The following is a 22141-nucleotide window of genomic DNA, read 5'->3' as shown; positions in this document are numbered from 1 at the left end:
GCGGGTGTAAGGAGGGCGGCCATGGGGTCACCCGATCAGTACGGGGCGGGAGTCGTCTGGGCTCGCGTCGAAGAGGGCTTCCACGTCGGCAGTCGCACCGGCGTCTTCCTCGGCTACATCGACCGACAGCCCGACGGCGCCTTCCTGGCGCACGATGGCACCTCTCGCGTCGTCGGCCGGTTCGAGGCGTTGACCGAGGCGATGGTCGCGGTCACCAACGGTCAGCCCCCGCTCGACGGGCCGATCACCCTCGCGCAGGTGCGTGTCCCCGCGCCCCGGGCGTCCGACGACGGGAGCGCGGTCGCGTGAACTCACCCCTGACCTCCGTCTCGTACGTGAGCACGGCAGCCGACTCGTTCGACGACGCCGCACTCGCCGACCTGCTCGCGCAGAGCCGGGCATCCAATCACGACCACGACCTCACCGGCATGCTGCTGTACCGTCGCGGTCGCTTCTTCCAGGTGCTGGAAGGACCTCAGGATGCCGTCGACGAGCTCATGACGAAGATCCGGCGCGATCCGCGGCACGCTGAGGTGCGGGTGCTGCTGACCGAGCAGCTCGACGAGCGTCGATTTTCGGAATGGACGATGGGATACGAGCCCATCGGCGTCCCCACGACCCTGCCGCCCGAGGGCTTCCGCGACACGTTCGCCGACCTCGAGTCCGACGACGACGCAGCCGGCATCCGCGCCGTCCGCGAGTTGACGGTGTGGTTCCGCGCCCGCACCAGCGTCAACGCCTGAATCTTCGACACCCAAGGAGCATCATGTCCACGATCGTCCTCATCCCCGGCGCGATGCACGGCGCCTGGGTCTTCGAGCCGCTGATCGCCGCGCTCGCGTCCCGCGGGCTGTCGGCCACCGCGCTCGACCTGCCGAGCAGCTCCGCAGACACCGCCGATATCGGTTCGCTGACCGACGATGTCGAGGCCATCCGTTCGGCTGTCGCCGACATCGACGGCCCGGTGGTGCTCGCGGCGCACTCCTACGGCGGGGTCCCGGCCCGTGCGGCGGCCGCGGCGGCCGATTCCGTGCGCGGACTGGTGATGATCGCCGCGTTCTCTCTGCCCGTCGGAGCCTCTCTCCTCGATGCCCAGGGTGGCGAGTTCCCGCCCGGCTACGAGCGCTCCGCCGACGGCAAGGCCGTGAAGATCGGCAACATCGCCGAGACCATCTACTCGGGTGTCGACCCGGCCGTCGTCGAGACCGCGCTGACCCGCGTGGGGTGGCAGAGCGTCACGTCGTTCACGCAGCCCGCTCCGGCCGAGCCCGGCCCCGACGTGACGGTGACCTACGTCGTCGCCACCGAAGACAAGGCGCTCCCGCCCGAGCAGCAGCGGCAGTGGGCCGACGCCGCCGACGCGCAGGTGTCGGTGGCATCCGGCCACTCCCCGCACGTCTCGCACCCCGACGCGGTGGCGGATGCCATCGCCGAGACGGTGCGACGCGTCGAGGCGGCAACCTCCTGACGCCGGTCCCGCGGGAGCGTGAACCGCGGATGCTGTTGACCGAGCGGCTCGAACACCGGCGGTACCCGGAGCGAACGATGGGGCCCGAGCGTTTGGGCGCGCCCGAGAACCCCGCCGCTTCTGCCTGGTCGCCACGGGCGAGCGGGCGTTCGGTGACCCGCGCGCGGTAGCGTCGCCCGATGGCCCCTGCATCCGTTGCGGTCCCCGAGCCACCCCGCTCGACCGGTCGCACCCGTCCGCTCGTGCGCGTCGTCGTGGGTTCCGCTGCTCTGCTCGTCGTGTTTTACGCGTACGTTCTGCGGATCGCGGTAGGCGATGCGAATCCGTTCGACTTCTTCGGATACTTCACAAACCAGACGAGCTCGCTCACCGCGCTCGTGCTCATCGCCGTGGGCGCTCTCGCCCTCAACGGTCGCCGCCCTCCCCCGTGGCTCTCGGTGGCCTGGGGTGTGGGAGCGGCGTGCCTGATCGTCGTCGCCGTGGTCTACAACGCGCTGGTGCCGGGCACGGGTTCCGCCCCGGTGTGGGTCAGCGTCGCGCTGCACGTCGTGTTCCCAGCGTTGGTGCTGATCGACATCGTCTTCTCGCCGGATCGGCCGCGGCTCGCGTGGACGCAGTTGTGGTGGGTGCTGCCCTACCCCCTCGTGTGGATCACCGTCGTGCTACTGCGCGGGGCGACCGACGGGTGGGTGCCCTACGGCTTCCTCCTGCCCGAGCGGGGTCTGCCGTCACTCGCGCTGCACGTCGTCGGCATCCTGATGCTGCTGGTGGTCGCGGCGACGGCGGTGTGGGCGCTCAGCCGGCGGACGTGGCGGCGGTCGGCCGCACGTACTCGGTGATCGTGACGCCGGATGCGAAGGTCGCCGCACTCAGCGGGGTGAATGTCGTGGCGGCGCCGGTTACCCCGCCGAAAAGCGGGATGCCGCCACCGAGGACGACCGGGTTGCTCTTGATGATCAGACGATCGATCTCGGGCAGAAGGCTGCCGGCCAGCGAGCCTCCTCCGCAGAGGTAGATTCCGAGGCCGGGCTTCGCCTTGAGGGCGCGGACGGTCGCGAGCGCATCGCTCGTGTAACGAACACCCGAGGGTTCGTCCGTGCGATGAGTCGCGACGTACTCCGCAAGGTGGGAGTACGGGTTCGTAATCCCCGCGTCGAGGGCCACCGAATAGCTGTTCCACCCCTGAATGACGGTGTCGAATCGGGTCCTCGGGGGGTGAATGCCCAGGGCGTTGAGCACATGGGTCGGAAGAGCGTCGGCGAAGTCCGACACGACGGCCGCCATGTGGTCCCCCTCCGCCAGGAAGGCGTCGAAGGTGCCGTCAGGAGCGGCGATGAAGCCATCGATGGATGCTGCAACGTAGTAGGTCAGTTCCCGCATGAGGTCTCCGTTCGCGGCGTTGGGATGATTCTCGTGGCGTGCCGGGACGTGGTCATCGGTCGATTCTCGACCAGCCGACCACTCCCGTGCATCCTGCGATCGAGCTCGACGACTCCCTGCCCCGCGGTCACAGTGGCGGGTCGAGGGCGCAAAGCGCGGCATCCATCCGCTCCGCCATGTAGGCGTACCCCGTGTCGTTCGGGTGCAGGCCGTCGGAGGCCATCCAACTGTCGGACGAGTCGGCGTAGTGCCCGTCGAGCCAGTGGCTCGCGCCGTCGATGTGGTCCGCGTCGATGCGCTCTGCGGCGGCCTCGACCCACCCGGCGATGACGTCGACCGAGGCGGGCCGGTCGTCGGTGTACCAGAACGGTTCGACCACGATGATGCGCGCGTCGGGGAGCCCGTCTCGCAGGCGATCGAGGTCGCTGTCGATGGCGGTGTGGATCTCATCCGGGGCGCGGTCGTAGCTGAAGTTGTCGTTCAGTCCCATCGTGACGAACACGATGTCGGGGTCGTCGTCGATGATCAGCGCGGGGATGTCGTCGAGCCCGGGCCCCATCGAGGCGCGGCGGTTGACGAAACCCAGCCCGTTCTCGGAACGGTTGATCTCGCGCCAACCGCGCTCGGCCGACACGACCGTCGACCAGCGCTTCTCGGGCGAGCTCGCGCCCGTCCCGCGTGTGTAGGAGTCGCCGTAGAACGCCACGACCGGCGCGTCAGCGTCGAGAACGGGCGTCGGGGAGGGAGCTTCGGGGCTCGGGGTGGAACACGCGACGAGGCCCATGAGAAGGGATGCCACGGCTCCTAGGCCCAGCAGTCGTCGCGCGCGCATGTGCCCATTCTCGCTCCGTGGCTTATCGGTAGGGCCCGAGCGGTGCCCGGCCCGCGTCTCAGCCGCGGAAGCACCACCGCCCCTCGCTCGGAGCCGGGGTCGCTGCAATCCGTGAGGACGTCATGCCCCCGGTACTTCGCCGACCACCTCCAGAGAGCGACCTGTCGCGCGATACGCGTCGCGGGCCGCTGCAATCCGCGAGGACGTCATGCGCCCGGCCCCTCCCCGACCACTTCCAGCCGAGCGACCTGACGCGCGATCCGCGTCGCGCGCACGGTCTCGTTCGCGGCCGTGACCACGGGGTGCAGCACCGCGTACCGCTGCGTCTTGTTCAGGGCGCCGAACGCGCGCGCGGCCGTAGGTACGGCATCCAGGGCCGCCTGAAGATCCGGCGGGACCTCGATCGTCGCAGGACCGGCGTACGCGCGATCCCACCGCCCGTCGGCCTGGGCCTTCGCGATCTCGACGGCTCCGCGCGGGCGCATCCGCCCCTCATCGGCCAGGCGGGCGACGATGTCGACGTTGCGCGTCGACCACAGCGACCGAGAGCGGCGGGGCGTGAAGTGCTGCCAGAAGGTCGTGGCATCCCGTGACTGCCGGCGACCGTCGATCCATCCGCTGCAGAGAGCTTCTTCGAGCGCTTCGGCGTAGGTGAGCGTCGTGGGAGTGGTGGTGCCCTTCTTCGCGAGCACCACGCGTACGCCGTCGCTCACGCTCTCGTTCTCATCGAGCCACGCGCGCCAGCGTTCGACGTCGGCGACGATCAGTTCGGGGATGTCTGCCATGGATCGCGCTCCTCACGTCGTGTCTGAGACCGTAGCGAACCCCTCCGACATCCGGGCCCTACCCGAGCGATGGTCCGCGGGGCAAGCGGCCCCTCCCAGGTCGTCGCCGCCGCCACGATGGGGGGATGCGATCTGTGACCTATGCCGGTGAGACCGTGACCACGACCGACGATGTCGCCGAGGCGCTCGTGCAGCTGACGGCGTCGATCGCCGCCGACGGGCATGCCCAGGCGGTCAGCATCCCCATCGTCACCGCCACGGGCGAGACCGATCAGGCCGAGCTGGTCATCGGCGTCGGCAACGACGTGCTGAGTGCGCCGGCCCGCGACTGGACTGGCGACGAGCCCGACTTCGCGTGGGCCGCCGAGGAGCTCCGCCAGCATCAGCGTTTCCCGCACGCGCCCGCGATCGCGCAGGAGCAGACGCTCGCTTCCGACAACCCGGATGCCTTCTGGGACCCCGACCTCGACGGCTTCACCCGCGCCTGACCCGCGGTCCGTCGGTCTGGGGCGGGTTTCGCCGTTCGGGTGAAGGATTCGCGCCCCGAAGAGCGGAAGTCGCCCCAAATTGCACCCCGCATCCACCGGGGGAGCTCGTCAAGCGGGCCGCGGTCGGCGGGCGTCGACGTAACGTGAGGGCTCCACGGCGGGCGTGACCGGTTCATCACCCCGACGTGTGAGCCCCGGACAGTCCGGGCGGTGTCGCCGTTTCGCGTCGCCGCCCGGACGCTCAGGATGAACGAGGATGAGGCAATGCTGAACTCCCTCGTCACCGGCGCTTCCCGCGGTATCGGCCGGGCCATCGCCGTTGCCCTCAGCGAGCGCGGGGATCGCGTCGCCGTCCACTACGGCCGCGATCGGGATGCCGCGCACGAGACACTCGCGCTCCTGCATGGCGAGGGACATCTCGTCGTCGGCGGCGACCTCTCCGACCCGGCGACGGCGGAGCGCGTCGTGAGCGACGTCCTCGAGGCGTTCGGGCGGATCGACGTGCTCGTCAACAACGCCGCGATCGCGCCGAACGCGGCGACCTCGCATCCCATCTCCACCGTCGACTACGCCACCTGGCACCGCATCTGGGAGCAGATGGTCGACGTCGACCTGCGCGCCCCCGCGAACGTGACCTTCCTGGTCGCGCGGTCCCTCATCGAACGGGGACTCCCCGGGTCGATTGTGAACGTCGGTTCGCGAGGGGCATTCCGCGGAGAGCCGGAGTTCCCCGCCTACGGCGCCGCGAAAGCCGGCCTGCACGCGATGGGCCAGTCCCTCGCGGTCGCCCTCGCCCCGCACGGCATCGCCGTGACCAGTGTCGCGCCCGGTTTCGTCGGCACCGATCGGCAGCAGGAGAAGCTCTCCGGCGCGGCGGGTGACGGCATCCGGGATCAGAGCCCGTTCGGCCGCGTCGCGACCCCGGACGAAGTGGCGGATGCCGTGGCCTACCTCAGCTCGCCCCGCTCGCAGTGGGCGTCGGGCGCGATCCTCGACCTGAACGGCGCCTCGCACCTGCGCAGCTGAGCGGTGTGAAGCGCGGGCGGCGCGACGTCACGGACGTGCCACGAGGGCCCGTGCGCCCGGCGGCGAGGTCGGCGCTCACTCCTGGGGAGGAGCCGTGGGGCGGCGCCCGCGCATCTCGACGCCGAGGCGCACCCCTCCCACGATGACGAGCAGGAACCCCAGGGCGGCGAGGTTCCACCGCCAGAGCCCTTCGAGCCCGAATACGGATGAGGATGCGAACGCGAAGGTCGCGGCGATGAACAGCCAGACCGCGACCTGTGAGGGGTTTTCGGGTTTGGTCATGCCCCCACGGTAGGCAAAAGGTTGCCGCGTTCGCATCCGCCGCAGGACGGACATGGGCGTGCGCGGAGCCTCCGGCGGAGTGTGCCCACCCGCTGCGGGATCGGTTCCTACGGCACCCACGCGAAAGGTCCGCCACACCGGCTGCGCCGGCATGTCGGACCTTTGGAGGGGCTGACGGGAATCGTCCCCACCGCCCCTCCACACGTCGCTTCGCGACGCGCGGAGCCTCCGGCGGCGTGGGCCCACCCAAGGGTTCGCTTCACGGCGACATGAAAGCCCTCCCGGGCGGCCGATGGCCACCCGTGAGGGCTTTGAGGGGCTGACGGGAATCGAACCCGCGCTATCTGCTTGGGAAGCAGAAGTTCTGCCATTGAACTACAGCCCCGGATGCCCTGCGGCAACCCGGCCAGCATAACAGCGTCCGGCCCGCATCTCGTGGCATCCGGACATCCTTCGCCGAGACCGCATCCGTTCACCGAGGCCGCATGCGATTGCCGTCAAACCCGTGCGGTCTCGGCAAACGGATGCGTTCTCGAGGCGGGCGTGCCCGGCGGATGCAGTCTCGTAGCGGTGCGCGCCGCCGGCGAGCCCGATGTGGACGGCCGGGTCACCCGCCGACATGCGGGCGGCGCGGCCACCGACGCCGCCCTAGGCTGGGGCCGTGCTGCTCTCCGATCGCGACATCCGGGCCGAACTCGACGCGAAGCGCCTCGGCCTCGACCCCTACGACCCGGCCATGGTGCAGCCCTCGAGCGTCGACGTGCGGCTCGACCGGTACTTCCGGCTGTTCGACAACCACAAGTACCCCTTCATCGATCCGGCCGAAGACCAGCCCGAGCTCACCCGCCTGATTGAGGTCGCGCCCGACGAGCCGTTCATCCTTCACCCGGGTGAGTTCGCCCTCGGGTCGACCTATGAGCGAGTCAGCCTGCCCGACGACGTCGCCGCGCGGCTCGAGGGCAAGTCGTCGCTCGGTCGTCTCGGGCTGCTGACGCACTCGACGGCCGGCTTCATCGACCCGGGCTTCTCGGGACACGTCACCCTCGAGCTCTCGAACGTCGCGACCCTGCCCATCAAGCTCTGGCCGGGCATGAAGATCGGCCAGGTCTGCTACTTCCGCCTCACCTCGCCCGCCGAGAACCCCTACGGCTCCGGTCCGTACGGCAACCGGTATCAGGGCCAGCGCGGTCCCACCGCGTCGCGTTCGGCGCTGAACTTCCACCGCACTGACGTCGGCGCCACCGACGCGGGCTCGCTCGGCGGCTGACCGACGTCGCCCATTGACGCGGCGCCCTCCGGCGCCGAGATCACACCTCTTCGCCGAGGTCACCCGTGTTTGCGCGCAAACGCGTGTCGTCTCACGAAACGGGTGTGATCTCGCGGACGAGACCGGCGGATGCCGCCGCTCCGACCCACGCCACGCCGCCGACCTCACCCGCCCACGTCAGTGCGCCGTCCGCACGCCCAGCAGGTCCTGCACCAGCACCGCGGCTACCCGCGCACCCTGTCCGGCCGCAACGATGAGCTGCTGGGGACCCGGAGCCGCAGCATCCCCCGCCGCGTAGAGTCCCGGCACCGACGTACGGCCGGAGCGGTCCGTGACGAGGTGCCCGTCGGCGTCGCAGTCGGGGGTGAGCGGATCGAGGAAGTCGTGCGCGGCGTGCCACGTCGGCCGCACGAAGCCGCCCGCCACCGCGAGCGAGGAACCGTCGGCGAAGCGCACGGCGCCGACCTGTCCGCGCTCGCCCTCGAGGTCGGCGATCGCGCGCCTCTCGACGCGGATTCCGGATGCCACCAGCTCGGCCTCGTCCGCCGGCTCGATGACCGCGGCGCCGTTGGTGCACACCGTGAGCTGCGACGTCCAGCGGGTGAGCAGCCGCGCACGGTCGGCGAGGTCGGATGTCTCGCCGATCAGGGCCACCGGCCGGTCCTGCAACTCCCACCCGTCGCACGCGGCGCAGCTGAAGATCGACATGCCGTAGAACGACCGCAGGTTCGGCACGTCGGGCAGCGTCTCGCGCAGCCCCGTCGCCACCACGACCGTGCGGGCGGCGAGAATCGGGGATGCCGCCGCGGCACGACCCGTGAGCGTCGCGACGAAGCCGTCGGCATCCGCCTCGATCCGTGCGACGGCGGACCGATCCAAGATGCGCACCTCGTCGTAGGCGCGCAGCTCGTCGCGGGCGAGCTTGCGCAGTTCGATCGGTGAGATGCCGTCGCGGGTGAGGAACCCGTGCGAGCGAAGGGTCGCCGCGTTGCGGGGCCGGCCGGTGTCGACCACGACGACCGAGGCGCGGGCGCGGGCGAGGTTCAGCGCGGCCGACAGCCCCGCCGGACCTCCGCCGACGATGACAACGTCGGCGGTGAGACCCGGCACCGGTTCACTCATGCGCCTGCGGCGGCAGCTCCGCCACGACGGGGTGGTCTTTCGCGATCACGCCGACCTTCGCCGCTCCACCGGGGGAGCCGATGTCGTCGAAGAACTCGACATTCGCCTTGTAGTAGTCCGACCACTCCTCGGGCAGGTCGTCCTCGTAGTAGATCGCCTCGACGGGGCAGACCGGCTCGCACGCACCGCAGTCCACGCACTCGTCGGGGTGGATGTACAGCGACCGCTCGCCCTCGTAGATGCAGTCGACGGGGCACTCATCGATACAGGCGCGATCCTTCACGTCCACGCAGGGAAGGGCGATCACATAGGTCATGAGACGAAGGCCCCCGACCGCGACACGGAGACCTGCTCCTCGCGCGACACGACCTTGACCCGCTCGCGGGTGTGCTCGTGCGCGGCGCCGAGCGCGCGCTCGTGCGCGTCGAGCGTGCGCCAGCCCTCCCACGTGGTGAACTCCACGCCACGCTCGGCCAGAGCCTCGAGCACGTCGCCGTCGACCGTGGGGGCCGTCAGGGCGCCGGCCTCGATGTCGGAGACCAGGTGGGCGATGGTCTCCATGGCATCCGACTTCGTGTGCCCGATGAGACCCACAGGGCCGCGCTTGATCCACCCCGTCGCATACAGTCCCGATACGACCTCGGAGCCCTCCACGACCCGACCCTCGACGTTGGGCACGACGCCGCGCACGGCGTCGAACGGCGCACCGAGCACGGGGCTCGAGAAGTAGCCGACCGCGCGGTACACCTGCTGCACGGCGATCTCGCGGATCTCGCCGGTGCTGCGCACGGTGCCGTCGCCGACGGGTTCTGTGCGCTCGAAACGCAGGCCCTCGACGCGCTCGTCGCCGAGCACGGCGAGCGGGGAGTGGTAGAAGTGCAGGTGCAGGCGGCGGCTCGCGCCGGTCTGCTCCCGCGTGCGCCAGCTGTTGAGGACGCGCAGCATCACCTTGAGCTGGTTGTTGGACGCCTGGGCGGGGTCGGCATCGACGAAGTCCTCGTCGTGCACGACGATGTCGACGTTCGGCACCTCGCCGAGCTCGCGCAGCTCGATGGGCGTGAACTTGATGTCGGCGGGTCCGCGGCGACCGAACACATGCACATCGGTGACGGCGGAGGCCTCGAGGCCGTGCAGCACGTTGTCGGCGATCTCGGTCGAGCGCAGGTCGACGGCGTGCTTGGCGAGCACGCGGGCGATGTCGAGGGCGACGTTGCCGTTGCCGATCACAGCGACCTCGCGCTCGTCCAGCGGCCAGTCGCGGGGAACGTCGGGGTGGCCGTCGTACCAGGCGACGAAGTCGGCCGCGCCGTACGAGCCGGGCAGGTCGATGCCGGGGACGTCGAGCGGCGCATCGCGCAGGGCCCCGGTGGCGAGGATCACGGCGTCGTAGCGGGAGTGCAGCTCGTCGACCGCGATGTCGCGGCCCACCTCGACGTTGCCGATGAAGCGGGTGGAACCGGCGTCGAGCATCTCGTGCAGCGAGTCGACGATGCCCTTGATGCGCGGGTGGTCGGGCGCGACGCCGTAGCGGATGAGGCCGTAGGGCGCGGGCAGCGAGTCGAAGAGGTCGATCGCGACCGTGCCGCCGGCGTCGGTCACCGCGCGCGTGAGGATGTTGCCCGCGTAGATGCCGGCGGGGCCGGCACCGACGATCGCGACACGGAGCGAGGTGAGAGAAGACGAGGTCACAGCGAAGGGGCCTTTCGGGGAACGGCGAGGGGGTCGAAGGTGAGATCGAGGGATGCCAGGGCGGCGGGCGCGTAAGGACTGAGGCGCACGACGTCGCCGACGACCACGACGGCGGGGGAGCGCACCCCGCGCTCCGCGGCTTGGGCCGCGATGGTGGCGAGGGTGCCGACGGTGACGCGCTGGCGCGCGCCGAATCCATCCTCCACGATCGCGACGGGGCAGTCGCCGCCGCGCTCGCCGCGGGCGAGGGTCAGGGCCGACTGCGCGAGGGTGCCGACGCCCATGAGCAGCACCACGGTGTGGTCGCGTCCGCCGCCGAGGGGCAGGAGCTGGTCGTGGGCGGTCGCCACGGTGAAGCTCGTCGCCACCCCGCGGTGGGTGAGCGGGATGCCGGCGAGGGCGGGCACCGACACGGCGCTCGTGACGCCGGGCACCACGCGCACGTCGATGCCGGCCTCTTGGCACGCGAACAGTTCCTCGCCACCGCGGCCGAACACGTACGGGTCGCCGCCTTTGAGGCGCACGACGGTGCGACCGGACTGCGCCTCGCGCACCAGCAGGGCGTTGATGGCATCCTGCGGCACGGCGTGATGGCCGGGGAGCTTGCCGACGTCGATCACCTCGGCGACCAGGTGCACGCCCTCTGCTGCGAGGCCGTCGAGCACCCCGCGGGCGCCGAGACGGTCGGCGACGATGACGTCGGCGGACTCGAGGGCGCGCAGCCCCCGGAGGGTCAGCAGGCCCGCATCTCCCGGGCCCGCGCCGACGAGCCAGACGGTTCCGGATGCCGCGGCCCCGGCTGTCGGCGGAGCGCCGAGCTCCGTGGCATCCGGGGCGCCGAGCTCGACGGCATCCGCGCGAGCGGTGGTCGATGTCGGCGAGGCAGCAGCATCGGGTGCCGCGGCTTCCGCTCGCTCGCTCGCCGCGTCGGCGGGAACCGGCCCGATCGTCGCGCCGGCGCCGGAGGCCGCGGCATCCGCCGCCTCCGTCACCCCGCTCATCGCGCCCCGCCCGACAGCAGCAGGCCGCGACCGCGCAAAATGCGCCGCTCGATGGGGCCGAAGAAGGCCAGTTCGATCAGGATGCCGATCCCGAGGATGACGACGATCGTGGCGAGGACGCCGGCGAGGTCGGCGAGGTCGCGGGTCTGCTGAAGCATCGTGCCGAGACCGAAGCCGATCGTGCCGCCCGAGGTGATGATCTCGGCTGCCATCAGCGAGCGCCACGAGAACGCCCAGCCCTGCTTGAGCCCGGCGAAATAGCCGGGGAGGGCGGCGGGGAGGATGACCGAGGTCGCGAGCTGCCAGCGCGAGGCGCCCAGCACGGTGCCGACGCGCCGCAGCTGCGGCGGCACCTGATCGACACCGGCGATGAGGCCGTTGACGATCGAGGGGATCGCGCCCATCAGGATGACGAAGTAGGCCGTGGCATCCGTCAATCCGAACCAGATGATCGCGGCGGGCACCCACGCCACCGACGGCAGCACCTGCAGTCCCGAGATGATCGGGCCGACGGCGCGACGGATCGGGCGCACCTCGGCCAGCAGCAGACCGATGGGGGTGCCGATGACGATGGCGATGAGGAATCCCAGGACGCCGCGTTCGAGGCTCGTCAGCACGGCCTCCTGCAGCCGGCCGGTGTCCCAGGCATAGCTCAGTGCGCCGAGAACGTCGGCGGGGCTGGGGGCCTTGTCGGGGCGCGGGTCGGCGATGACGATGTAGAGCTGCCACGCGGCGACCAGAAGGACGACGAAGATGATCGGCGGCAGCACGCTCGACCAGAACGTGCGCCAGCGGCCGGCGCCCGCGTCGGTCGTGGTCTGCAGGTTGTCGAGGCCCGCCTCGAGGCTGCGGAGGTCGTCGGCCGTGGCCGTGGTGTCAGCGCGCATTGCGGCGGATCTCCTTGCGCAGTTCGTCGGTGATCTCGACCGACAGGGCGGCGACTTCGGGCGATTCGATGCGGCGGCCCTCTGTGCGCTCGATGCGCCACTCGTTGACGACGCGGCCGGGACGGCTGCCCAGCAGCACGACGCGCTCGCCGAGGCGGGCCGCCTCGCGCACGTTGTGGGTGACGAACACGATGGTGCGGCCGGTCGCGCGCCACACCCGCTCGAGCTCCTCGTGGAGCAGGTCGCGGGTGATGGCGTCGAGGGCGGCGAAGGGCTCGTCCATCAGCAGCACGGGCCGGTCCTGCGCGAGGGCGCGGGCGAGGGCCACGCGCTGCCGCATGCCACCCGAGAGCTCGTGCGGGCGCTTGTCGGCGGCATCCGCGAGGTTGACGGTGTCGAGCAGGGCGAGGGCCTCGTCGCGCCGACGGGCGCGCGGCACCCCGCGCAGGCGTAGGGCCAGCTCGACGTTGCGGCGCGCGCTCAGCCAGGGCATGAGGGCCGACTCCTGGAACATGACCGCCGAGCCCTCGGGGGGAGTCTCGATGCGTCCCGCGGTGGGGCGGTCGAGGCCGGCGATGAGGTTCAGCAGGGTCGACTTTCCGCAGCCGGATGCGCCGAGGAGGCACACGAACTCGCCCGGGGCGAAGTCGAGGGTGATGTCGTCGAGGACGACCGGGCCCGCACCGAAGCGCTTCGAGACGCCGTCGATGCGCACCGCCGGAGCGGTGGTGAGGGCGGGTGCCGGTGCGTCGGTGCGGGCCGTGGTCATGTCACTCCTCGCCGAGGCCGGCGGCCGAGACCTTCGCCGCGCCGCTGGTCGCGAGCTGCGCATTGAGCAGCCGCAGGTCGAACAGGCCCTCGATCGAGCCCTCCTTCTGCGTACCCGCCGCGACACCGTTCTCGACCAGCGTCTGGAAGGTGTCGGCGTGCGGGTCGACCGAGTACGTCACGTGCTCCAGCGCCCGCGCGATGACGGCGTCGGCGAGCGGCTTGCCCGTGTCGGCGGCGATCTGCGCGTTGATGACGGAGGCGGCCTCATCGGCGTTGTCGGCGATCCATTTCACGGATGCCTCGTGCCCGGCCAGCAGCTTCGACACCGTCTCGGGGTGCTGGTCGAGGAAGTCCTTGCGCACCAGCAGCACGGTGGTGGGGAACTGCCCGTCGGGCCACTCGTCGGCCTCGTCGACGAGCACCTTCGCGCCCGCGTCGATCACCAGGCGTGACACCCACGGCTCCGGCAGCCACGCGCCGTCGAGCTGTCCGTCCTTGAACAGCTGGAACGTCTGCGCGTTCTCGGTCGGGGTGATGGTGACGTCGCCGCCGCCCGAGGTGTCGGTCTCGAAGCCCTGCTCCTTCAGCCAGCCGCGCAGCGCCACGTCCTGCGTGTTGCCGAGCTGCGGGGTGGCGAGGGTCTTGCCCCTCAGGTCTTCCGCGCTGTCGATGCCGTCGCGCACCACGAGGGCGGCACCACCGGTGGCGGCGCCGGCGATGATGCGCGCCGACTCGCCGCGTGACTGGATGAACGTGTTGATCGAGGGGTTCGGTCCGATGTAGGTCGCGTCGATCGCGCCGGCCGAGAGCGCCTCGATGGCGGCGGGACCGGCGTTGAACACCTCGGTCGACAGCGTCGTGTCGCCGAGGGCGTCCTGCAACAGGCCCTCCTGCAGACCGACCAGTGCCGGCGCGTGGGTGACGTTGGCGAAGTAGCCGAGGCGGAGTTCGGCGGCCGGACCCTGGTCGGAACCCTCGGCCGAGGCGGCGGGTCCCGTGGCGCAGCCGGCCATCATGGCCGCAATCAGTCCCAGGGTTGTGATCGCGGTCGCGGTGCGCAGTGTCTTCACGGTTCGCCTCCTTCGTAGGCAGTAGGGCGTGCGCCGGTCGGCGCGGTGGGGCCCGCTGGATGGCGGGTCGGGTCGGGCGCGCCGTGCGGGCGCGCGGATGGGATCGGCGCCGGTCAGCGCACGATTCCGGCGGCGAGAGTCGCGCCGTCGGACGGATGGATGACGAGGAACGAGCCCTCGTGGCGGCTGTCGCGGTACGGCTCCAGCGGCAGGTCGGCGGCCAGGCGCAGGCGCGCGCGGCCGATGTCGTTCGTCTGCAGTCGGTCGGCGTCGACGTGGGTGAGGGCGTCGAGGTCGTACCGGGAATCGATGGATGCCACGATCGCCTGCACCGTGGCGGTGCCGTGCTTCACGAGGACGCGCGCGCCGGGCGTCAGGGGCCGCGCGTCGAGCTGGAAGAGCTCGACGTCGGCCTCGCGGCGGGCCGGGGGCAGCGTGCCCGCCGAGGCGATGACGGCGCCGCGGGCGGCATCCACGTCGTCGGCGAGTTCGAGCGACACGGACTGCGGGGCCACGGCGCTGTCGGCCGGAACACCCGCGACCCGGATGCCGCGTACCACCGTGCGAACGCCCGAGCTCGACACCTCGACCTCGTCGCCCACGCGCACGGCGCCGCGGGAGATGCGCCCGGCGACCGCGCGGTAGTCGCGCAGGGCCGTGGCGGTCTCGGGGTCGGCGGCGAGCTCCGGCGACAGCCCGCCCTGCGGACGGATGACCGACTGCACGGGCAGGCGCAGCGGCTCGGCGTCGCGGATGGCCTCGTCGGCCGAGGGGAGCGTCTCGAGCAGTTCGAGAAGCGCGGGGCCGTCGTACCAGGGCGTGCGGGTCGAGCGGTCGACGATGTTGTCGCCCTCGAGGGCCGACACGGGCAGCACGTGCAGGTCGTCGATCTCGAGCTCGGTCGCCACCGATCGCGCGTCGGCGGCGACGCGGGCGAACACCTCGGCCGAGAAGTCGACGAGGTCGATCTTGTTCACCGCGATGATCACGTGCGGCACGCGCAGCAGCGCGACCACGGCGAGGTGGCGGCGCGTCTGCTCGACCACGCCGGCGCGGGCGTCGACGAGTACGACGACGGCGTCGGCCGTCGTTGAGCCGGTGACCATGTTGCGCGTGTACTGCACGTGCCCGGGGCAGTCGGCGAGGATGAACGACCGCGTGCCGGTGGCGAAGTAGCGGTAGGCGACATCGATCGTGATGCCCTGCTCGCGCTCGGCGCGCAGGCCGTCGGTCAGCAGCGCGAAATCGAACGCGCCGTGCGCGAAGCCGCGGTCGGCCGAGGTGCGCGCGACCTGCTCGAGCTGGTCGGCGAGGATCGCCTTCGCGTCATGCAGCAGCCGACCCACGAGCGTGGACTTTCCGTCGTCGACGGAGCCCGCGGTGGCGAAGCGGAAGAGCGTCGGCTCGGTCGTTCGGACCGGCGCCTCGAGGGTGTCGAGCGACATCAGAAGTACCCGTCCTTTTTGCGATCCTCCATGGCCGCCTCGCTGAGGCGGTCGTCGGCGCGGGTGGCGCCGCGTTCGGTGATGGTGGTGCGTGCGACCTCGGCGACGATCGACGTCAGGTCTGCGGCATCCGATTCGACCGCTCCGGTGCAGCTCATGTCGCCGACGGTGCGGTAGCGGACGGTGCGCACCTCGACCCGCTCGTCCTCACGGGGAGGGGAGAACGGACCGACCGGATGCCACATGTCGCCCCGGCGATACACCTCGCGTTCGTGCGCGAAGTACAGCGGCGGCAGCGCGATGGCCTCGCGCTCGATGTAGCGCCAGATGTCGAGCTCGGTCCAGTTCGAGATCGGGAACGCGCGCACGTGCTGGCCGGGGGTGTGGCGACCGTTGTACAGGCTCCACAGTTCCGGCCGCTGGTTACGTGGGTCCCACTGCCCGAACTCGTCGCGCAGCGAGATGATGCGCTCCTTCGCCCGCGCCTTGTCCTCGTCGCGGCGGGCCCCGCCGAAGACGGCGTCATGGCGGCCGGCGGCGATGGCATCCAGCAGCGGCAGTGTCTGCAGCGGGTTGCGCGTGCCGTCGGAGCGCTCCTGCAGGCGGCCGTCGTCGATGTAGTCCTGCACGCGCGCGACCTCGAGGCGCAGGCCGAGGCGCTCGACCGTCTCGTCGCGGAACGCCAGCACCTCGGGGAAGTTGTGGCCCGTGTCGACGTGCAGCACGGGGAAGGGCACGCGGCCCGGCGCGAACGCCTTCGTCGCGAGGTGCAGCACCACGACGGAGTCCTTGCCGCCCGAGAACAGCAGCACGGGCCGCTCGAACTCGGCGACGACCTCGCGGATGACGTGGATCGCCTCGGCCTCGAGCAGGTCGAGGGTGGAGAGGGCAGTGGATGCCGTGGACACAGCGCTCATGTGTGCAACCCGCATTCGGTCTTCGACAGGCCCGCCCAGCGGCCGGACCGGGGATCTTCGCCCGGGGCGACCGGGCGCGTGCACGGCTCGCACCCGATGGAGGGGTAGCCGTGGGTGAGGAGGAGGTTGACCGGCACCTTCTGGTCGTTGGCGTACCCGATGAGGTCGTCGAAGCTCCACGCCGCGACCGGGTTCACCTTGACGAGGCCGTTGCGCTCGTCCCAGGTGACCAGCGGGGTGTTCGTGCGCGTGGGCGCCTCGTCGCGGCGGACGCCGGTGAACCACACCTCGTAGCCGCCGAGCGCTCCCTGCAGGGGGTCGACCTTGCGGCGGGCGCAGCACAATGCGGGGTCGCGCTCGTACAGGCGCGCGCCGAACTCGTCATCCTGTTCGGCGACCGTCTGCTCGGGCAGCACGTCGACGACGCGTACGTCGAGGGCGCGGTCGACCTCGTCGCGCGTGAAGTGGGTCTCGCGGAAGTGATAGCCGGTGTCGAGGAAGAGCACGTCGACGTTCGGCAGCTGCTCGGACACGAGGTGCGGCAGCGCGGCATCCGCCATCGAGCAGGCGACGGCCGCCGCTTCGGGCGCGAAGTGCCGGGCGACCCAGGCGATGACCTCGGCGGGGGTCGCCTCATCGGCCGCGAGGCTGCGGAGCTCTTCGTTGCCCTGTTCGGCGAGAGCTTCGAGCTCGGCGGCGCTGCGGCGCGCGGTGATGCGGGGGGCGAGCGACACGGTCACTGCAGGGCCTCCTCGTCGGCGCGGTGGGCCCACTGGGCGAAGGTCTCGTCGATGCCGGCGTCGCGGTCGTCGAGGAAGCGGTGCACGACCCGGTCCACGTAGTCGGCGATGCCGTCGGCGGCGACCTTGAGGCCGCGGACCGTGCGACCGAGGCCGGCCTCGTCGCGGTCCTGGGAGGCGAGCCCTCCGCCGAGGTGCACCTGGTAGCCGGGCACCTGCTCGCCGTCGATCGTGACGAGCTGACCCTTGAGGCCGATGTCGGCGGTCTGGATGCGTGCGCACGAGTTGGGGCAGCCGTTGACGTGCAGCGAGATGGGGTGCGGCAGGTCGAAGCCCGCGAGGCGCTCCTCGAGCTCGAGGACCGCGGCGGTGGCGTTGACCTTGGTCTCGACGATCGCGAGCTTGCAGAACTCGATGCCGGTGCACGCGATGGTGCCGCGGCGGATGAGACTCGGTCGTGCCTGCAGGCCGAGGTCGTCGAGACCGGCGACGAGCGACTCGACCCGGTCCTCGGGGATGTCGAGGATGACGACCTTCTGGTGCGGGGTCGTGCGCAGCCGCGTCGATCCGTGCTCCTCGATGAGGTCGGCGAGACGGGCGAGGGTGGTACCCGAGACGCGGCCGACGATGGGCGTCGCGCCGACGTAGAAGCGGCCGTCCTTCTGACGGTGGATGCCGACGTGGTCACCGGGGGCGGCGGGCTTGGGCAGCGTGGGACCGTCGGGCAGGGCGTAGCCGAGGTATTCGTCCTGCAGCACCTGACGGAACTTCTCGGTCCCCCATTCGGCGAGCAGGAACTTCAGGCGCGCCTTGTTGCGGAGACGCCGGTAGCCGTAGTCGCGGAAGATCTGCGCGACGCCGTGCCAGGCTTCGGCGACCCGCTCGGGTGCGACGAAGACACCCAGGCGCTCGCCGAGGCGCGGGGTGGTCGACAGGCCGCCACCGACCCACAGGTCGTACCCGATGCCGAGCTCGGGGTGCTCGACGGCGACGAACGCGACGTCGTTGATCTCGTGCACCACGTCGTGGTTGGGGTGGCCGGTGATGGCCGACTTGAACTTGCGCGGAAGGTTCGAGAGCGTCGGATCGCCGATGAAGCGGCTCGTGATCTCGTCGATCTGCGGCGTCGGGTCGATGAGCTCTTCGGCGGAGATCCCCGCGACGGGGGAGCCCAGCACGACGCGCGGCACGTCGCCGCACGCCTCGGTCGTGCCGAGCCCGACCGCTTCGAGCCGGCGCCAGATCTCGGGCATCGACTCGACCTCGACCCAGTGCAGCTGCACGTTCTGGCGGTCGGTGAGATCGGCGGTGTCGCGGCCGAACTCCTGCGAGATGCCGGCGATGACGCGCAGCTGCTCGGTGGTGAGCTGCCCGCCGTCGATGCGCACGCGGAGCATGAAGTACTCGTCTTCGAGCTCTTCGGGGCTCAGGGTGGCGGTGCGACCGCCGTCGATGCCGGGCTTGCGCTGGGTGTACAGGCCCCACACGCGGAACCGGCCGTGCAGATCGGTCGGGTCGATGGAGGAGAAGCCGCCCGCGGCGTAGATGTTCTCGATGCGCTCGCGCACGGCCAGACCGTCGTCGACCTGCTTCCACTCCTCGTTTCCGTTGAGAGGCGTGGTGCCGTCGATCTTCCATTGCCCGTTGGGCTTGGTCGACGGGCGCGGCGGCCGGGTGGCGGCGCGCGGTGGGGTGTGGCTGGTGGTCACGATGCGACTGTTCCTTCGCTGCGCCGGTGCGGCATACCGGCGGCATTCCCCCAGACGCTAGAGCGGGCTGCGGATGCCGGCCAATGAGTGCGTCTCAGAGCGTCGCGAAGTGACACGGGGCGTCACGTACGACCGCGGATGTTGCGTGATCAGCCGGAACGCAGTAGCTCGGGGTCCGCGACCGTGGTCCCGCACGGGGGCCTCGGCCGCGGACGCATCGCAGGACTCATGCCTGAGGCTCGGTGGCAGCGCCGCCCGCCTCGCGTCCGCGCTGGAAGCCGGCGTCGAAGCCGCGCTCGAACGCGCGTTCGTGGCCACGGCGGTGATCGTGGCGGGGTCCGCCGTCGCGACCGTGCTCGCCTCCGCGGTGCTCGCGTGCGGGGTGGCACCGCTCGTGCGCGCCGCGACCCTGCCCGTGTGACGGGCGGCCGAATTCGCGCGATCTGGACGCGTCACGTTCGCCCGGACCGGAGTCGGAAGCGGGGTGATCGCCGGGATGCGCCGGGTGGTGGGTGGAGGAGCCTGCGCCGCGCTCGCCCACGCGGAACCCGCGGTGCTCGTTCGGACCGAAGGCCCTGCGGGGGTCGGGGCCGAAGCCGTGTCGACCGACGCCGGGGATGACGCGGAAGCCGCCGCGGGGGCCGCGGCCGGTCGTCTCGGCGTCGTCGACGTCGAGGGTCGCCGCGAGCGCGTCGAGCGCCGCGGTCAGGTTCTCGAGCTGCTCGGCCGGCACGTCGGCCAGTAGCGCCGAGCGCTCGGCATCCACGCGGTCGAGGAGGGCGCGGCCCTCGTCGGTCAGCGACCACCCGTCGCCGTCGCGCACGATCCAGCCGCGGTCGGAGAGGGCGGTGACCCGCTTGCCGCCGCGTGCCAGGCGGTCGAGAACCCAGGGGGCGTCGATGCGTCCGTCGACGGCGCCGAGCAGCAGGAGGGTCTTGGGATGGATGCCGCTGTCGTGCAGCTGCGCGAACAGACGGTGGTGCAGCGCGTGGCCGGCCGTGATGAGGCGATGCGCGAGGGCGCGGGGATCAGAAGGTGTGGGGGTGTTCATGGGGTCCTTTCGTCGGCGGACGATCCGCCGGTGCATGTCATGTGACAACGAATGTACTGTGACATGTATTCCGAGTGCTTGTCAAGCGACATGTAAAATCCGGGTATGTCCACCGATGCCGCCGACGAGATCGCCGCAGCCCTCGCGCGCCTGCGCGGACGGCGCCCGCGTCCTCCGTTCCCGCCCGAGGCGCACCACCACCCGCACGGTGGTCACGGGGGTCCGTGGGGCCGCGGCGCACCCCCGTGGGCCGACCCCGCCCACGGACGGTTCGGGGGGCCCGCGCGCCTGCGCATGCTCGACGCCCTCGTCGCGGCATCCGGATCGCTGTCGGTCGGCGAGATCGCCGACGCGGTAGGGGTCGATCAGCCGCGCGCATCACGCCTCGTGCAGCAGTCGGTCGAGCTGGGTCTCGTCGCGCGCGAGCCCGACCCCGACGACGCGCGCCGCACCCGCGTGCGGCTGACGCCCGAGGGACAGGGGCTCGTGTCGGGCTTCCGCGGACGTCGGCGGGATGCCGTGCGCTCCGCCCTCGAGTCGTTCAGCGACGGCGAGCGGACCGAATTCGCGCGCCTGCTGGCGAAATTCGCCGACGCCTGGCCACGCGACTGAGTCCGCGGCATCCGTCCCTCGGGGCCGTCATCCCGTCCCGCGACCGCGCCCGGGCGGGGCCAGCGACGCATAAACGCTGTTCGTGCGCATAAACACGCTGTGGGAGTGTCTCTGCGCACGAACGCTGTTTAAGCGTCGCCGTTTCTGCGGTGGGCGCGGCGCGCCGGTCGTCGGCGAACGGCGAACGCGCGCGGTCAGCGGATGACGGCGCCCTTCACCTTCACCGGCAGCATGAGCAGCAGCCCCGCGGCGAGGATCAGCACGATCCCCAGGATGCCGAGGCGCGTGTCACCCGTCACACCGACGAACAGCGCGAACAGGCCCGGCGCGAGGAAAGACACCGCGCGGCCGGTCGTGGCGTAGAGGCCGAACATCTCGCCCTCGCGGCCCTCCGGGGCCACCCGGGCCAGGAAAGAGCGACTGGCCGACTGCACCGGGCCGACGAAGAGGCCGAGGCCCAGTCCCACGAACCAGAAGCCGGTCTGCGACGTGCCGATGAAGAGCATCACGATGCCGAGCACGATGAGGCTGATCAGGGACGCCAGGATCACCCGCTTCGGCCCGAATCGGTCATCGAACCGCCCGGCGACGAAGGTGCTGACGCCGGCGACGACGTTCGCCGCGACGGCGAAGTACAGCACCTCGGTGGAGCTGAATCCGAACACCTGCGCCGCGATGATCGCCCCGAAGGTGAACACGCCCGCGAGACCGTCACGGAAGACGGCGCTGGCGACGAGGAACAGCAGCACCTGCGGGCTGTCGCGCCAGAGCGAGCGGAGCGTGCCCCACAGCAGGACGTAGGAGCGGAGGAAGCCGACGCGCACCCGGCGGTGCTGCGCCGGGATCTCGGGCACGCGCAGCAGCACCGGGATCGCGAACACGGCGTACCAGAGGGCGGACGCGAGCACGGCGAGCCGGATGTTCAGTCCGCCCTCCTCGGTGACGGCGAGCAGGCCCCCGGCATCCGGATCCCCGAAGCTCTGGATGAACAGCACCAGCAGCAGGAGCAGCAGTACGATGCCGCCGACGTATCCCATGCCCCAGCCGAAGCCCGAGACGCGGCCGATGTTCTCGCGCGTGGAGACCTGCGTGAGCATGGCATAGTAGTTGACGCTGGCGAACTCGAAGAAGACGTTGCCGACGGCGAGCAGCGTGGCCCCGAGCACGAGGTATCCCGGCGTGCCCTCGACGAACACCATCGCCGCCATCGCGAGCACGACCACACCGGTGTTCACGCCCAGCCAGAGTTTGCGCCGGCCCGTGCCGTCGGAGCGCTGCCCCAGCACCGGGGCGACGAGGGCGACCACGATGCCGGCGATCATCAGGGCGACGCCGACGGCACTGGCGTTGTCGGCGAGCGCGCGTACGAGGGCGGGATCGTCGGCGTTCCCGTTCGCCGCCGCGCGAACGGCCGGGTCGACGAAGAGCGAGCTCGCCAGGTAGGTGCTGAAGACGAAGGTCGTCACGACCGCGTTGAACGCGGCGGAACCCCAATCCCACAGGGCCCAGGCCAGCACGGGCCGGCGGGCGGATTCGGGGGGCGAAACGTTCGCCGGGGAGGGCATGTCGGTCACGCTAGGACCCTTCGGTGAACACCCG

Annotated in this window: 25 protein-coding genes and 1 tRNA gene; 8 read left to right on the top strand and 18 right to left on the bottom strand. The window is 71.2% G+C overall.

The window, feature by feature from the left end; all coding sequences use genetic code 11:
• The first annotated feature begins 21 nt into the window (after positions 1-21).
• The 4 genes from ASF76_RS01855 (at position 22) to ASF76_RS01840 (ending at position 2307) form a co-directional block, all read left to right on the top strand.
• Positions 22-309: a hypothetical protein gene (locus ASF76_RS01855; RefSeq protein WP_055952094.1), complete on the top strand. Its 288-nt coding sequence runs from the start codon at positions 22-24 to the stop codon at positions 307-309.
• Positions 306-743, top strand: coding sequence for a BLUF domain-containing protein (locus ASF76_RS01850; RefSeq protein ID WP_055952091.1), 438 nt, complete (start codon positions 306-308; stop codon positions 741-743). Before ASF76_RS01855 ends, ASF76_RS01850 begins: the two co-directional genes overlap by 4 nt.
• Positions 744-766: 23 nt before the next feature.
• Entirely contained in the window at positions 767-1468 is a 702-nt protein-coding gene (locus ASF76_RS01845; protein WP_055952090.1) for an alpha/beta fold hydrolase, read from the top strand.
• Between the two features lie 179 nt (positions 1469-1647).
• The gene (locus ASF76_RS01840) at positions 1648-2307 is read left to right on the top strand and encodes a Pr6Pr family membrane protein (protein WP_055952086.1); all 660 of its coding nucleotides are present in this window, start codon (positions 1648-1650) and stop codon (positions 2305-2307) included.
• On the opposite strand, the gene ASF76_RS01835 is transcribed toward ASF76_RS01840, so the two are convergent.
• The 3 genes from ASF76_RS01835 to ASF76_RS01825 form a co-directional block, all read right to left on the bottom strand.
• The gene (locus ASF76_RS01835; protein WP_055952083.1) at positions 2264-2848 is read right to left on the bottom strand and encodes a dihydrofolate reductase family protein; all 585 of its coding nucleotides are present in this window, start codon (positions 2846-2848) and stop codon (positions 2264-2266) included. The genes ASF76_RS01840 and ASF76_RS01835 overlap by 44 nt on opposite strands.
• A gap of 127 nt (positions 2849-2975) precedes the next feature.
• The gene (locus tag ASF76_RS01830) at positions 2976-3680 is read right to left on the bottom strand and encodes an SGNH/GDSL hydrolase family protein (RefSeq protein ID WP_055952080.1); all 705 of its coding nucleotides are present in this window, start codon (positions 3678-3680) and stop codon (positions 2976-2978) included.
• 206 nt (positions 3681-3886) lie between these two features.
• Positions 3887-4465, bottom strand: coding sequence for a YdeI/OmpD-associated family protein (locus tag ASF76_RS01825; RefSeq protein WP_055952075.1), 579 nt, complete (start codon positions 4463-4465; stop codon positions 3887-3889).
• A gap of 125 nt (positions 4466-4590) precedes the next feature.
• Here ASF76_RS01825 and ASF76_RS01820 point away from each other — a divergent pair, with 125 nt between their 5' ends.
• Entirely contained in the window at positions 4591-4953 is a 363-nt protein-coding gene (locus ASF76_RS01820) for a hypothetical protein (RefSeq protein ID WP_055952072.1), read from the top strand.
• A gap of 264 nt (positions 4954-5217) precedes the next feature.
• Positions 5218-5979 (top strand): SDR family NAD(P)-dependent oxidoreductase, encoded by a 762-nt coding sequence (locus ASF76_RS01815; RefSeq protein ID WP_055952069.1) that lies wholly within the window; start codon positions 5218-5220, stop codon positions 5977-5979.
• 75 nt (positions 5980-6054) lie between these two features.
• Here the strand turns inward: ASF76_RS01815 and ASF76_RS01810 are convergent, their stop codons facing one another.
• Both ASF76_RS01810 and ASF76_RS01805 read right to left on the bottom strand, forming a co-directional pair.
• Complete coding sequence (locus ASF76_RS01810) at positions 6055-6261, bottom strand: hypothetical protein (RefSeq protein WP_055952066.1); 207 nt, start codon at positions 6259-6261, stop codon at positions 6055-6057.
• A gap of 314 nt (positions 6262-6575) precedes the next feature.
• A tRNA-Gly gene (locus ASF76_RS01805) sits at positions 6576-6646 on the bottom strand.
• A gap of 276 nt (positions 6647-6922) precedes the next feature.
• Between ASF76_RS01805 and dcd the strand changes: the two genes are divergently transcribed.
• Entirely contained in the window at positions 6923-7528 is a 606-nt protein-coding gene (dcd, locus tag ASF76_RS01800; RefSeq protein ID WP_055952062.1) for a dCTP deaminase, read from the top strand.
• Between the two features lie 177 nt (positions 7529-7705).
• On the opposite strand, the gene ASF76_RS01795 is transcribed toward dcd, so the two are convergent.
• From ASF76_RS01795 to ASF76_RS01740, 12 genes are all read right to left on the bottom strand, one after another.
• Positions 7706-8650: an NAD(P)/FAD-dependent oxidoreductase gene (locus ASF76_RS01795; RefSeq protein ID WP_055952060.1), complete on the bottom strand. Its 945-nt coding sequence runs from the start codon at positions 8648-8650 to the stop codon at positions 7706-7708.
• Entirely contained in the window at positions 8643-8966 is a 324-nt protein-coding gene (gene fdxA / locus ASF76_RS01790; protein WP_055952057.1) for a ferredoxin, read from the bottom strand. The genes ASF76_RS01795 and fdxA overlap by 8 nt, the downstream gene beginning before the upstream one ends.
• Complete coding sequence (locus tag ASF76_RS01785; RefSeq protein ID WP_055952054.1) at positions 8963-10339, bottom strand: FAD-dependent oxidoreductase; 1377 nt, start codon at positions 10337-10339, stop codon at positions 8963-8965. Before ASF76_RS01785 ends, fdxA begins: the two co-directional genes overlap by 4 nt.
• Positions 10336-11340: a uroporphyrinogen-III C-methyltransferase gene (gene cobA, locus ASF76_RS01780; protein WP_235561209.1), complete on the bottom strand. Its 1005-nt coding sequence runs from the start codon at positions 11338-11340 to the stop codon at positions 10336-10338. The genes ASF76_RS01785 and cobA overlap by 4 nt, the downstream gene beginning before the upstream one ends.
• Entirely contained in the window at positions 11337-12227 is an 891-nt protein-coding gene (locus ASF76_RS01775) for an ABC transporter permease (RefSeq protein ID WP_055952050.1), read from the bottom strand. The genes cobA and ASF76_RS01775 overlap by 4 nt, the downstream gene beginning before the upstream one ends.
• Complete coding sequence (locus ASF76_RS01770) at positions 12217-12996, bottom strand: ABC transporter ATP-binding protein (RefSeq protein WP_055952047.1); 780 nt, start codon at positions 12994-12996, stop codon at positions 12217-12219. Before ASF76_RS01770 ends, ASF76_RS01775 begins: the two co-directional genes overlap by 11 nt.
• Before the next feature lies 1 nt (position 12997).
• Positions 12998-14068, bottom strand: coding sequence for an ABC transporter substrate-binding protein (locus ASF76_RS01765; protein WP_442922747.1), 1071 nt, complete (start codon positions 14066-14068; stop codon positions 12998-13000).
• 113 nt (positions 14069-14181) lie between these two features.
• The gene (locus ASF76_RS01760) at positions 14182-15513 is read right to left on the bottom strand and encodes a sulfate adenylyltransferase subunit 1 (protein WP_055952044.1); all 1332 of its coding nucleotides are present in this window, start codon (positions 15511-15513) and stop codon (positions 14182-14184) included.
• Positions 15513-16430 carry a sulfate adenylyltransferase subunit CysD gene (gene cysD, locus ASF76_RS01755; protein ID WP_308220490.1) on the bottom strand — a complete coding sequence of 306 codons (918 nt, stop codon included), beginning with the start codon at positions 16428-16430 and terminating at the stop codon, positions 15513-15515. Before cysD ends, ASF76_RS01760 begins: the two co-directional genes overlap by 1 nt.
• Positions 16427-17170: a phosphoadenylyl-sulfate reductase gene (locus ASF76_RS01750; RefSeq protein WP_055952038.1), complete on the bottom strand. Its 744-nt coding sequence runs from the start codon at positions 17168-17170 to the stop codon at positions 16427-16429. The genes cysD and ASF76_RS01750 overlap by 4 nt, the downstream gene beginning before the upstream one ends.
• The gene (locus ASF76_RS01745; RefSeq protein ID WP_082484793.1) at positions 17167-18882 is read right to left on the bottom strand and encodes a nitrite/sulfite reductase; all 1716 of its coding nucleotides are present in this window, start codon (positions 18880-18882) and stop codon (positions 17167-17169) included. The genes ASF76_RS01750 and ASF76_RS01745 overlap by 4 nt, the downstream gene beginning before the upstream one ends.
• Before the next feature lie 223 nt (positions 18883-19105).
• Positions 19106-19930 carry a hypothetical protein gene (locus ASF76_RS01740; protein ID WP_055952032.1) on the bottom strand — a complete coding sequence of 275 codons (825 nt, stop codon included), beginning with the start codon at positions 19928-19930 and terminating at the stop codon, positions 19106-19108.
• A gap of 105 nt (positions 19931-20035) precedes the next feature.
• Here ASF76_RS01740 and ASF76_RS17385 point away from each other — a divergent pair, with 105 nt between their 5' ends.
• Positions 20036-20542, top strand: a complete 507-nt coding sequence (locus tag ASF76_RS17385; protein ID WP_082484792.1) for a MarR family winged helix-turn-helix transcriptional regulator — start codon at positions 20036-20038, stop codon at positions 20540-20542.
• A gap of 194 nt (positions 20543-20736) precedes the next feature.
• On the opposite strand, the gene ASF76_RS01730 is transcribed toward ASF76_RS17385, so the two are convergent.
• Complete coding sequence (locus tag ASF76_RS01730; protein ID WP_055953327.1) at positions 20737-22107, bottom strand: MFS transporter; 1371 nt, start codon at positions 22105-22107, stop codon at positions 20737-20739.
• Between the last annotated feature and the right edge of the window lie 34 nt (positions 22108-22141).

This window comes from Microbacterium sp. Leaf151, from assembly GCF_001424225.1.
GTDB lineage: Bacteria > Actinomycetota > Actinomycetes > Actinomycetales > Microbacteriaceae > Microbacterium.
The sequence above is the reverse complement of the archived record's forward strand: the minus strand, read 5'-3'. Positions and strand labels throughout refer to the sequence as shown.